The 12,212-nt window shown below is 40.0% G+C and carries 11 protein-coding genes; 8 read left to right on the forward strand and 3 right to left on the reverse strand.

From position 1 onward, the window contains the following. The first annotated feature begins 39 nt into the window (after positions 1 to 39). The 7 genes from AN213_RS09375 (at position 40) to AN213_RS09405 (ending at position 8,647) form a co-directional block, all read left to right on the forward strand. Positions 40 to 510 (forward strand): DUF4920 domain-containing protein, encoded by a 471-nt coding sequence (locus AN213_RS09375; protein WP_054551863.1) that lies wholly within the window; start codon positions 40 to 42, stop codon positions 508 to 510. Beyond that, positions 503 to 1,072, forward strand: a complete 570-nt coding sequence (locus tag AN213_RS09380; RefSeq protein ID WP_055198476.1) for a PepSY-associated TM helix domain-containing protein — start codon at positions 503 to 505, stop codon at positions 1,070 to 1,072. Before AN213_RS09375 ends, AN213_RS09380 begins: the two co-directional genes overlap by 8 nt. 466 nt (positions 1,073 to 1,538) lie before the next feature. Then, entirely contained in the window at positions 1,539 to 3,083 is a 1,545-nt protein-coding gene (locus AN213_RS09385) for an aspartate aminotransferase family protein (RefSeq protein ID WP_055198388.1), read from the forward strand. Continuing rightward, positions 3,076 to 4,368: a lysine N(6)-hydroxylase/L-ornithine N(5)-oxygenase family protein gene (locus AN213_RS09390; RefSeq protein WP_055198390.1), complete on the forward strand. Its 1,293-nt coding sequence runs from the start codon at positions 3,076 to 3,078 to the stop codon at positions 4,366 to 4,368. Before AN213_RS09385 ends, AN213_RS09390 begins: the two co-directional genes overlap by 8 nt. Beyond that, positions 4,365 to 5,552, forward strand: a complete 1,188-nt coding sequence (locus tag AN213_RS09395) for an MFS transporter (RefSeq protein ID WP_055198392.1) — start codon at positions 4,365 to 4,367, stop codon at positions 5,550 to 5,552. Before AN213_RS09390 ends, AN213_RS09395 begins: the two co-directional genes overlap by 4 nt. Before the next feature lie 19 nt (positions 5,553 to 5,571). After that, entirely contained in the window at positions 5,572 to 7,971 is a 2,400-nt protein-coding gene (locus AN213_RS09400; protein WP_055198394.1) for a GNAT family N-acetyltransferase, read from the forward strand. Further along, positions 7,946 to 8,647, forward strand: coding sequence for a (2Fe-2S)-binding protein (locus tag AN213_RS09405; RefSeq protein WP_055198395.1), 702 nt, complete (start codon positions 7,946 to 7,948; stop codon positions 8,645 to 8,647). Before AN213_RS09400 ends, AN213_RS09405 begins: the two co-directional genes overlap by 26 nt. A 31-nt stretch (positions 8,648 to 8,678) precedes the next feature. Here the strand turns inward: AN213_RS09405 and AN213_RS09410 are convergent, their stop codons facing one another. Together AN213_RS09410 and AN213_RS09415 are read right to left on the reverse strand one after the other, a co-directional pair. Further along, a complete protein-coding gene (locus tag AN213_RS09410; RefSeq protein ID WP_055198397.1) occupies positions 8,679 to 9,488 on the reverse strand; it encodes a hypothetical protein in 810 nt (269 codons plus the stop codon). Positions 9,489 to 9,586: 98 nt separating this feature from the next. Beyond that, on the reverse strand, positions 9,587 to 10,036 hold the full coding sequence (locus AN213_RS09415; RefSeq protein ID WP_054551870.1) for an Lrp/AsnC family transcriptional regulator: 450 nt from the start codon (positions 10,034 to 10,036) through the stop codon (positions 9,587 to 9,589). 99 nt (positions 10,037 to 10,135) lie between these two features. Between AN213_RS09415 and AN213_RS09420 the strand changes: the two genes are divergently transcribed. Next, on the forward strand, positions 10,136 to 10,726 hold the full coding sequence (locus AN213_RS09420) for a LysE family translocator (protein WP_055198399.1): 591 nt from the start codon (positions 10,136 to 10,138) through the stop codon (positions 10,724 to 10,726). Between the two features lie 59 nt (positions 10,727 to 10,785). On the opposite strand, the gene AN213_RS09425 is transcribed toward AN213_RS09420, so the two are convergent. Further along, positions 10,786 to 11,967, reverse strand: coding sequence for a hypothetical protein (locus AN213_RS09425; protein ID WP_055198400.1), 1,182 nt, complete (start codon positions 11,965 to 11,967; stop codon positions 10,786 to 10,788). Positions 11,968 to 12,212: the final 245 nt, after the last annotated feature.

Consider the following 12,212-nt stretch of genomic DNA (forward strand, 5'->3'; position numbering starts at 1 on the left):
TTAAACTAAGGCTTAATTTTATTTAAAGAAGCAACCACTATGTTCCTAAAATCAAAAACATTTATTGCATTCTCATTGGCGCTTTTAAGCTTTAGCCAACACGCCTTTAGCTTACAGTTTGGCAATCAAGTCGACAGTGACAAACTCATTAAAATTTCGACGGTTATGGCCTCACCAGACGATTACCTTGCAAGTCCAATTACCGTGGAAGGGACTATCACTGGGGTATGCGAAAAACGTGGTTGCTGGATGACACTTGCATCTGACAAGCGCTTTGAAAACTTACGTATCAAAGTTGAAGATGGCGACATGGTGTTCCCGATGACGGCTAAAGGTAGTAAAGCTATCGTAACTGGTAAACTCGATAAAATTCAGCTTAGCCTTGGCCGCACTAAAGCGCTACTTGCTCACAAAGCGCAGCAAGCCGGCGAAAGCTTTGATGCAAACTCAGTGACTGAAGCAATGGCTATTTATCAGCTCGTACCGAGCGGAGTTGAAATCATTGAGTAACAAATCAAGTATCAACTGGTTTAAGTTAAACAGAAACTTACACCGCGATATTGGTTACTTTTGTGTTGGTTTAGTGATTATCTTTGCGGTTTCTGGCATTGCAGTGAACCACAAAGATGATTGGAACCCAAACTACAAAGTAAGCCACCAGCAAATCAGTGTGAGCGATGAAACTTGGCAATTAGATAATGACGAGTTGCTGATTGAGCAAATTATCTCTCATGCTGATGTAAGCGAGCCGGTAAAGGCCTCTTATTGGGTATCGCCGCAAGAGTTTAAGGTGTTTTTAAAAAACGGTAACAACCTCAGCCTTAAACTCAATCAAGATATCATAAACTATGAAGCCATTGAGCCTCGTCATGTATTTCAAGCATTTAACCGCTTACACTTGAACGAGACAAAAGCTTCGTGGGTGATTTTTTCTGATATTTTTGCTGGGCTGCTGCTGTTTTTAGCAATCAGCGGCTTGTTTATGATCAAAGGTAAAAATAGCCCATGGGGCAGCCGCTCTGTATTAGTCATTAGCGGTATGCTACTCCCCGCTGCTTATGTATTTTTATAAACTAAAGCTCCTGTTGCCATTCTAGCAAACAGCGATGGCAACATTATTTTCAATTAATTTAATCCTCACCCACTTTTTGACACAGCTTTTTTAAAATAACTATTCGCAGAATCCTCACTTTGCTTAAGCATTTTATAGCAGCTCAAAGTGTGTTTACTTAGCTCTTAAAACCTCTCACCTACCTATTATAGTTTTCTTAAATGATGGCTTTATTGCTTTTATTTGTGAGCATTTTCATCGAAAAAGCAAAAGAACGCTGCCAAATGGAACCTAAAAAAGGGACTAATTTAGTTATAATTTATGACTTAATTGCAATTATTTATTACTAGATAAAACAAAAAATAAAACACCTTCAACCTATAAAAGGTAATTAAATTGTAAAGTAAATTAATGATTTATTATTATTGATATTGAGAATCACTATCATTACGATCCCGATTCAAATTAACTGAGAAGGAATTGAGTCGTGAATCAATTAGCCCCCGTGCATAATGCTCATTCATCAATAAACGTTGATGAACAGCCCCATGCGTTTATTTTTAACGAAAATAATTTACTCAAATATGAGATGGCTTCAATGCAAACACTGTCGCTTATCCATCAAGCACTGCGTTCTGCAAAACAAGTTCATTCTGGTGTCTGTCATAAGGAGCTCAGTAAACAAATTGCCAGTGTTGAACTAAGTCAACCTCTCAATAACGTTGAGCAAGCGCTAGGCGAAATAAAATCTCTATATTTAGATCATGCAGTCTACTTTCATCATCCAAAATATGTTGCCCATCTAAACTGCCCCGTTGCTTACCCCGCGGTGATAGCCGAACAGTTATTAACTGCTATAAATTCTTCGTTAGACACCTGGGACCAAAGTGCTGGCGGGACGCTCATTGAGCAAAAGTTAATTGACTGGAGTATCGAACGCATTGGCTTAAGTGCTGCTGCCGATGGCATATTCACAAGTGGCGGCAGTCAATCTAATTTAATGGCATTGTTACTTGCTAGAGACCATGCAGCAGAGCGTTTATCTGGGCACCTAAATCGCGATTTTGGTTTAGGTCCAGATGCTCATCGCTACCGTATTTTTTGCTCTGAAGTCAGCCATTTTAGTATTCAAAAGTCAGCCGCTTTACTGGGTCTTGGCTATAACGCGGTTGTTCCTGTTGCTGTTGATAAAGAGTTTAAAATGGACCTAGCTGCGCTTGATGCAGCGATTGATGAATGTAAAGCGCAAGGCAATATTCCGATAGCGCTCGTTGCCACCGCAGGCACAACTGACTTTGGTTCAATAGACCCTATCGATAAGCTAAAAACGCGTTGCAAAGCTGATAATTTATGGCTTCATGTCGATGCAGCTTATGGCTGTGGACTACTTGCCGCTGATGATCACCGTCACTTACTCAATGGCATTGAACAGGCTGACTCGGTGACGTTAGATTACCACAAATCATTCTTACAACCTGTCAGTAGCAGTGCATTTATTGTTGCTAATAAAAAACAATTTAAACATTTAACTCATCATGCTGATTATTTAAATCCGTTTAACGACAACCCACAAGCAGCGCCAAACCTTGTTGATAAAAGCATTCAAACTACTCGCCGTTTTGATGCCTTAAAACTTTGGCTAACTTTACGCATTATGGGCCACGAACAGATTGGCAAAGTGTTTTCTTCTGTTATGGCATTAGCCCGTAGTAGTTATGTGGCGCTCAAACAAGACCCAGAATTTGAGCTAATTCACCAACCTGAACTCAGCACTTTAGTGTTTCGCTTTAACGATAAAAGCCTCAGTGATGAGCAATTAAACCTGCTTAATTATCAAATTAAAGATGAGCTATTCAAACAAGGTGAGTGTGCCATTGCTCGCACCAAATTTAGAGGTATCAACTACTTAAAGTTCACGTTACTTAATCCAAACACACAAATTGAAGACATTAAAAGCATTGCAGCTGATATTAAAGCCTGCGCCTACAGCATCAAGGCATGCCTAAAAGTAGAGGAAACTAGCTATGAATAAAGTGTACGATTTAATTGCTGTGGGTCTTGGTCCGTTTAACCTCAGCTTAGCATGTTTAGCTGAACCAATTGAAAAACTTGATTCGTTATTTTTAGAACAACGTGATGAGTTTAATTGGCATCCAGGGCTGATGCTCGATGGCGTTACATTACAAACACCGTTTATGTCGGATTTAGTCACATTGGCAGATCCAACCAATCCATACAGCTTTTTAAACTATGCGAAACAACAAGGTAAGCTGTATCAGTTTTATATTCGAGAAAGTTTCTTTTTACTGCGCGAGCAATACAACCAGTATTGCCAATGGGCAGCAAGCCAATTAAGTAACATACAATTTGGTCATAAAGTCATTCATAGCCAGTTTGATCAAACAAAGCAGCTCTATGTACTCACTGTCGAATCAGCAAAGCAAACTAAAACGCTTTATTGTCGTCACCTGGTACTGGGCACAGGTCCCTCACCTTATTATCCACCCGCTGTTCAGGCAGAAGATACACAGCTCTGCCATGCCACTGAATATCTGTATAAACGGGATGAGTTAGTAAATAGTAAGAGCATTACTGTGATTGGCTCAGGGCAAAGTGCTGCTGAAGTATTTTATGATTTGTTGTGTGACATTAAACAGCATAACTACCAACTCAATTGGGTAACGCGAGCGCCACGTTTCTTTCCTCTTGAGTACACGAAACTCACACTAGAAATGACCTCTCCTGAGTATGTTGATTACTTTTATAACCTAGAACAGACAACCAAACAGGAGTTACTAGCCAAGCAACGTAATTTATACAAAGGCATCAACTCAGAGTTAATTAATCAAATTTATGATCAGCTCTATCAACTTGATATTCAAGGTGTGAACCGCGCAAGGTTACTAACCAACAGCGAGCTCATTAAAAAACAAGGCAGTAAGTTAGTTTTTAGACACAGTGAACAACAGGCTGAATTTAGCTTGCATAGTAATCAGGTCATTATGGCAACAGGCTTTAGTTATCAGTTACCCGATTTTCTAAGTGGCTTAATGAGCGAAATAAATTGGCTAGATAACGGGTGCTTTGCTGTTGAGCGAAATTACAGTATCGACAAGCTTCAAAGGCTGTTTGTACAAAATGCTGAACTCCACAGTCATGGTTTTGTAACGCCAGATCTGGGCATGGCCTGCTATCGAAACAGCCATATTCTGCGCTCAATCTTAGGTTATGCCCCCTACCCTGTTGAAACACAAATTGCCTTTCAAGAGTTTGGTTTACCCGATGTTATCAATGAAAAACAGAAGCAAATAGCATGAAACAACCCGCATTAAAGTCAAGCTTGGTGCTGCTGACGATTATATCTGTTGTTTGCGACACCATGATTTTGCCCTTTTACCCGCAGTTTTTTAGTGCCCAATTTGGTTTGCAATCAAGTAATCACATTGGTGCCTATATTGCTGTTTGCTGCATCACCGTGATGTGTGCTTTCCCTGTATGGGCGAAAATGGCGCAGCACGTGCACGAACTGTATTTATGGGTGATCACCCAAATAATTGCAGGGCTATTAGGTGTTGCGTGCTTTTACAGCGAAAACGTGTGGAGCTTTTGGCTGTTATCACAGCTCATGCTGGTATTTAAAGCAAGTTACCTGCTTATTTATCCCTTTGTTCTAAGTATCGAAGAAAAACAACAGCACCTCGGTGTCGTTGCTTTATTTAGCGTGCTTTTACACTTTGGTGGTATTGGCGGTGCTTTATTAGGAGGCTTGATCATTCAAAGTATTGAGCCGCGCTTTTTATATTTAGTGATGGCTGCGGGTGACTGCTTACAAGTTATGCTCTGCTTGTATTTAATTTACTTATTAAAAGTAAGCTACAAGCCGCGAGAATTAAGCGCATCATCAGTAAAACGACAGCGTTTCCCTGGCTACATAATTCGCTTAGGAGTTATATCTATGGGCGTGTACTTCAGCATGTTCTTAGCAACGCCATACTTTACGCTACTTTGGCAACAAGTAAGCAATTTCAGCAATGCACTTTTAGCTGGCGCTGTGTTTGCTATCCCTGCTTGGGTTGCACTTATCATTTTGATTACAACCAAAAACAAAGCCGCAACCAATAAGCACAGTAAAACAATCGCTTATGCACTTGTGTTGAGCAGTATCGGCCTATTTATACAACTTAGTTCACACTGGCAATGGCTTGTGTTCGGCCGTGTTGTATTTGCTATTGGGCTATTTTTACTAACCGTGCGTCTACAAGTCATGTTGTTTGCAATGAGCGAACCACGTTTTTACTCAAGCGACTTTGCCAAGCTTCATTTTATGCAAAATATCGGTGTCATCTGCGCCTCATTTTTAGCGGGAGATTTAGTATCTCGCTTTGAACTTAACACCCCATTACTGACGGGTTCTGTCGGCTTTGCCATCACTTTATGTTTGTTTTATCTGCTTTTTTTACGCAACAAACATACCTCAACAGACCCTATTCACAGTTATTAATTTTTAAGAGAACACGATTATGAAAAATATCACTGAAACTCCTATCAAGCACGCTTTGCTTGGTGATGTAAAAATCAGAACATTAAACCCTGAACACGATCTAACAACTATTACCCCTTGGCTTAAACATCCCCAAGCTCAATTTTGGGGAGCAATGGAACATTCACCCGAAGAAATTTTAGAATTTTATACAACACTCAATAAAGATGAGGCTCAACAAGCCTATTTACTTGAAATAAACCAAACACCCATTGCTTTAATTGAAATTTACAAACCTCAAATACTGAAACTTGAGAACCACCTAGCGCTTAAAAACGGCGATTTGGGCATGCATATTTTACTCGCTCCAAAGCAGTTCTCTGTTGCAGGGTTTAGCCTTGCTGTTATGCAGTCGGTATTAGAGTTTATGTTTAATACCCTCTCATGTGAGCGAGTGATTGTGGAGCCAGATGTAGCCAATCATAAAATTCATCGCCTTAACTTAAAGGCAGGTTTCAGCCATCATAAAGTTATTAAATTAGGTGAGAAAACTGCATTACTAGGTAGTTTAGAAAAAGATCATTTTAATTACTTACAGCATCTTTCGTCTCGATTCGACACTTCACAGCAAGGTCCCGCAGTGCAACAAGCAACGCCATCTTGCAGTACCTCACATCTAGACCAACAAGCGTGGCAATACGCAAACCGCTTACTGATTGCCAAAATGCTCAGTGAGTTTTATCACGAACGACTATTTAGCTACGACAGTGAAAAACCAAACCATTACGTGTTGCATACCATGGGTGGGCAAAGCTATCAGTTTAAAGGTGAATCAATGCTGCTTAATCACCTACAAGTAGATCCAAATAGCATTACTAAAATGGCGCTTAACCACAGCCAGCCATTAGACGCTATCTCGTTTGTACTTGAGTGTAATGACAAGTTAAACATAGACAAATCAATGCTTGGCACCTATCTCGAAGAACTCGCGAGCACACTCAGTGGATTTGCATTTAAATTTAAAAATAATCGCTATAACGCTCAGCAATTAGCAGACGCAGATTTTCAGCTGATCGAAACCCAAATGACCATGGGTCACCCAAGCTTTATTGCCAACAATGGCCGCATTGGTTTTAACTCACAAGATTTTCACCAATATACCCCAGAAGCCGCAAACCCATTTCAAATAATATGGCTTGCGTGCCACAAACAGCATACCACCTTTAAAAGTACCGATGATTATAAATACGAGAGCTTGATTGCCGATGAGCTTGATGTAGCTGAGCGTTTGCGCTTTGAAAAAGCACTAACTGAGCAAGGTTTAAAGCCAAGTGACTATCTGTTATTTCCTATGCACCCATGGCAGTGGTTCAACAAATTAGTCCATGTTTATAGCTATCATATCTCGCAAAAACACATTGTGTGCTTAGGCTACTCGCAAGATAGTTATTTACCGCAGCAATCAATTCGTACCCTGTATAACATCAGCAAACCACACAAATGCTATGTTAAAACCGCCTTATCGATTTTAAATATGGGCTTTATGCGGGGCTTATCGAGCGCCTATATGAAAGTAACTCCGGCAATAAATCAATGGTTGTTCGACTTAGTAAACCAAGATAGCTATTTAAAATCACTGAAGTTTCAACCTTTAAGAGAAGTCGCAACCCTTGGCTTTGATGAGCAGTATTACACTCATCCTGCGCTTGGCGATAACCCTTATAAGAAAATGATGGCGGCTCTTTGGCGTGAAAATCCTGCTCAATATATGGACGAGAATGAAAGCCTTGCCACTATGGCAAGTCTACTTCATATCGATAGCGAAGGCCGTTCATTTGTAAGTGCTAAAATTGCCAAATCGGGGCTAAGTGCTGATAAGTGGCTAGCCCACTACTTACAGGCTTATATGACACCATTGCTACATTGTTTTTACCAATATGATTTAGTCTTTATGCCACATGGTGAAAACCTCATCGTTCGATTTAACAATCATGTTCCGGTAGGCGTATTCATTAAAGACATTGGTGAAGAAATTGCCTTATTAAATAGTAACATCGAGCTGAATGATGAAATAAAGCGGATTAAGGTAACCATTCCAGAAGGCGTTGCCGTGTTGTCTATTTTTACTGACATTTTCGATTGCTTCTTCCGCTACCTTTCGGCAATTTTAGTAACTGATGGCCTACTGACCGAACAACAATTTTGGCAAGCCGTCGCCGATACAATTGTTCAGTATCAGGCGAGCCACCCAGCGCTAAAAGACAAGTTTGCTGAGCATGATTTATTTGCTGAGTCATTCCCATTGTCATGCTTAAACCGCTTACAGCTGCGTAATAATCAACAAATGGTTGATATTACCGACCCAGCTTCAAGCTTGCAGTATGCAGGTGATTTGCAAAACCCATTGGCGCAATATGCACTTGCAAACACAACAGCATAATAAGCTTGAGTTAGCCTTACGTCAGCAGTGTTCACTGCTGACGTTCTTAACTCCAACAAACGATGAACAATGGTTTAGCAGTCAATGTTTAACTAGCAAGCAACTAACCGATTTGGCTAACGCTATAAAATTAAGAGGGACAAATGTTACTGAGGGATATGTCGCAATCAATCTCTACTTACAGCTGAGCTGGCAAGTTATTTACTTATTAGTAGCCAGTGTAGAGCACCTTGGTTGCATTCCTGATCTGGTCAATATTAAGCAGCGGGTAACGGGCTCACATATTTATGGTTTGGCTAATTTAAATATCATGGTTCAACATGACTCTTTTAATAATGCAGATTTGATAGAACTGGCAGCCAATCATTTATTTGACCTCCAGCACGCTTGGAATGATAACCTGCCATTGCAATACAGGCTAAATGAAGGATTATTAAAACGTTTACAAAGTGATACTTTCCACGCAGCGTTAATCGCTTGCTGGCCAGAGAAATCGATAGAATTTATAGCAAAGCGTTTTCAACCATGGCAAAAGCTATGTGGTAAACATCGCTTTCGTGATCAAAACAATACGCTGACATTTATGCGTAAAACCTGCTGCTTACACTACCAACTTGTAGCCGCTGATTATTGCGCTAACTGCCCGTTAAACAAAAAAGGCACTAGCGCTTGCTAATGCCTTTTTCTCGAAAAACCGAACCTAGAGCCTAAAACCTAAATTCAAAGTTTACATTTGCCGCTGTCTCGCTTTCACTGCGATCAAACCAGTTCATCGATTTATAAACAGCTTCACCTGTAATAGCGAACCAATGCGTAAATGCATATTCAAGTGCAATGCTGACACCTGCATTATGACCATCGTAATCAGCACTAAAATCAAGGCACTGCTCTGGCGTATCACTGCATGCACCCGATAAAAATACATCACCTTCCTCTGTACGGTAATACATTTGGGTATAATCAACATCGATAGTGCCTTTTTGATAAAAAATACTGCCGTATAATAAGGCTTTTGAGCTTAAGCGGTATCCTGAAATGAGTGCAATATCATAAGTATCGTGCGATAAATCCCAATCATAGGTATCGTCATCATAATTACCCGCTAATAGTGGACCATACCCCGCATCTTCACTGCGAATATAGCCAAGGCTGACAGCCATAGAGAAGTTTTTCTCGACGGCCGATTCTAAAGGGCTACCATAAAACTGATGCTTAATAGCGTATTTTTCATAATCATGATCGCCACCAATACCAGCCCCTACGGTAAGCTCCGTCGAATAACCTAAGGTCATACTCATCGAAGTCGTTATCGCAGTACTCGTTGATGTACTCTCGCTGGTATCTTTCGCAATGATCTTGCTTGTATCTGTACCAACGGTTGCACGAAAATGAAAGGGGTCACTGTTGATCTCTGGGCTCTCAAAGCGTGCCATCGATACACCTGTTTCGGTTGTCGATTGACAGCCAGCTAATAAACCTAAAGCTATAAACGCCAAAAAAGGCTTAAACGTTTTCACGTAATTCCCTTATATATTATTATTTTAACGCGAAGATTCTAGACTAAGGCCTTATAGCTCGCAATAAATTAATAACAAAAAAGGTACAAACTCTATTGTTAAGCGCGTTCATCCTTCGGTGATTCCATCACCACGTGAGTGGTAATGGTTCGTACCTGTGGAATTGAGCCGAGTACATCTGCATGAAACGCTTTGTAGGACTTGAGATCCGCCGTCTCAACCCTCAGCAAATATTCGAACGAGCCAGTTACATTGTGGCACTCTTTTACTTCATCAATAAACTCAAGAGCGTGTTCGAATGCTCGCTGAGATACTGTTGAGTGCTCATTTAAACCAACCCCAACATAAGCGATAAATCCTAAGCCAACAGCCTGATTATTAATAACCGCCCGATACCCTGCAATAACCCCAAGCTTTTCTAGCTCTTGCACTCTACGAAGGCATGCCGATGGCGATAAACCCACTTTATCTGCCAGCTCGGCATTGGCAATTCGGCCATTGCGTTTAAGCTCATGCAATATTCTGTCGTTAATTTTATCTTTTTTCATTTTTGATTGTGAACCTTAAACATACACAACAACATTAAGCGCAAAAATTGCGCGCATTACAACTTATAATTGCATCTTAATTCAAATGGAGAGATAGCGATGAGTTTTGAAATTTTAACAGCCTTGGCATTATTTGCTTTGGTGTCATCAATTACCCCTGGACCAAATAACTTAATGTTGATGAGCTCAGGTGCTAACTTTGGCTTTAAAAGAACCACACCACACTTACTTGGCGTGACGCTTGGCTTTATGTTGATGCTGGTTTTGGTGGGCCTTGGCATCATGCAGCTATTTGACTTATTCCCTCCAAGCTATTTGATATTAAAAGTATTTTGCATTGCTTACTTGCTATATCTGGCGTTTAAAATTGCCACAAGTAACGCACAACAAAAAGCCAGTAGTGAAAGTAAGCCGTTTACTTTTATTCAGGCTGCACTATTTCAATGGGTGAACCCAAAAGCCTGGGCAATGGCATTAAGCGCGGTTAGTTTGTATGCCCCAGACAAAAACCTCACCTCAGTGTTAATCGTAAGCCTCGTATTTGGTTTAATTAACCTGCCGTGTGTCAGCTCGTGGACTTTACTTGGCGAAAAGCTGCAACACTGGCTTGCCAGCCCAAAGCGCTTAAAAGCATTTAACTACCTAATGGCAATACTATTAATTGCTTCAGTGATGTTTAGTTTGTTTTAAATGATTATTAAGATTTAAATACCAATTCACTTGATTAAGTGAATTGGCTTGGAACTAAACTACATAAATTCAAACTGCTCAACAGTTGCGAGCTTTAATTTGTCTATGTCTTTTTTGGCCGCTTTACAATGACGACGTAACTTTGAAGGAACATCTTTATCTGCAACAAGGTTTTTTAGCATAGCTTGGTAACGCATCGATTGTGCATTGGCAATAATTTTACAATAGTACGCGACACCATCTAGCATACGCCCATCGACAGTATATTTATTTTGCCATAGCTTATTCGCTAATGCGTCTAGGTATTGCTCTTTGTAAACACCGATATTATAAAATTTCTTACCAAGGATTTGAGTTTCGGTACCATCAGCTTGATTCACTACATCAACAAACTGATAATGTTCTTGGCTATTAACATTATAAGTTAACTTTGAATAAAACTGCCCATCTGCAGGTGACTTAACCATTTGAACACTGCCAAGATCTGTAAAATGAAATATCTGCATTTCAGGCTGGTTATTAAAAAAGCCTTTTTCAACATAACGAATATGATCAGGCTCACCTAACTTCTTAATAATAGCTTCCGCACTCAGTCCCTGCTCAAGAAAAAACAATGGGTTATCAAATGACTCTGTTGTGATAGCAACCTGCTTTTTAATAGTCGCTTGCGTTTTTGGCGGCTCGGGAAGTACAACTTTGCCCTTAACTAATTTGGCGATTACAGCTGCATTATTATCAGGATCACCTTTTAAAACCACAGCATCAGATACTTGCTCACCAGCGCTATTCACAAGCCACACAGAAGAAAAGTCGCTACTCAAATACCCCTTTACTAGATAGCTTTGCCCTGCTTCTGGAATAAAAGATACATCACCTGTAACAATGTAATTCGTTCCTGAGTTAAACATATAGTTAATAGGTGCGGCATGATGGACCTGCGCTACTAGTGTTAGTGTCATTTCCTCTGCTGGTACTTTTCGACTAAACCCAACAGGTGACAGAACCATACCTTGTCCATAAGTAGCTTGGTTTGTTGCCCTAATAGCGTTATTGACATCTTTGCCATTCACTTTACTCAAGTAAAAGAACCGTCCTGTACTAGTTGCCATGGTTCTGAAGGTGTCATCTATAGTTGCAGTTTCGCCCTGATACCCTTGAGGAACAGGGTTATAAGTTGTCATACAAGCAGCTAAAGTTGATACAAAGAATAAAATAGCAAAGATTTGTATTAATTTTTTCATATTTTTAAATTCTATATTTAATAGTAAATTCTAAATTAAAATGCTTAAGCTATGTGCATAGTGAGGCTTTAAGCATATTAAATACAAACAGAGGCATGATTCTATTTTTCTTAAAGAAAACGTGAGGGACTTACTTAAAAGTGGCACAAGTTGAAACATCCATGTTTTGCGCAACGTACTTTATCAGCTTTCAGCTGCTTGTTCACTAAAACCGTATAATCTAATAAACAATTCTAACCGTAATG

The organism is Pseudoalteromonas sp. P1-8 (assembly GCF_001399985.1).
In the GTDB taxonomy this organism is placed as follows: Bacteria; Pseudomonadota; Gammaproteobacteria; order Enterobacterales; family Alteromonadaceae; genus Pseudoalteromonas.

What these genes read in the sequence shown, in the direction of transcription:
- AN213_RS09375 (WP_054551863.1), top strand. Translation starts at nt 40, where the DNA reads ATGTTCCTAAAATCAAAAACATTTATTGCATTCTCATTGGCGCTTTTA.
- AN213_RS09390 (WP_055198390.1), top strand. Translation starts at nt 3,076, where the DNA reads ATGAATAAAGTGTACGATTTAATTGCTGTGGGTCTTGGTCCGTTTAAC.
- AN213_RS09395 (WP_055198392.1), top strand. Translation starts at nt 4,365, where the DNA reads ATGAAACAACCCGCATTAAAGTCAAGCTTGGTGCTGCTGACGATTATA.
- AN213_RS09400 (WP_055198394.1), top strand. Translation starts at nt 5,572, where the DNA reads ATGAAAAATATCACTGAAACTCCTATCAAGCACGCTTTGCTTGGTGAT.
- AN213_RS09405 (WP_055198395.1), top strand. Translation starts at nt 7,946, where the DNA reads ATGCACTTGCAAACACAACAGCATAATAAGCTTGAGTTAGCCTTACGT.
- AN213_RS09415 (WP_054551870.1), bottom strand. Translation starts at nt 10,036, where the DNA reads ATGAAAAAAGATAAAATTAACGACAGAATATTGCATGAGCTTAAACGC.
- AN213_RS09420 (WP_055198399.1), top strand. Translation starts at nt 10,136, where the DNA reads ATGAGTTTTGAAATTTTAACAGCCTTGGCATTATTTGCTTTGGTGTCA.
- AN213_RS09425 (WP_055198400.1), bottom strand. Translation starts at nt 11,967, where the DNA reads ATGAAAAAATTAATACAAATCTTTGCTATTTTATTCTTTGTATCAACT.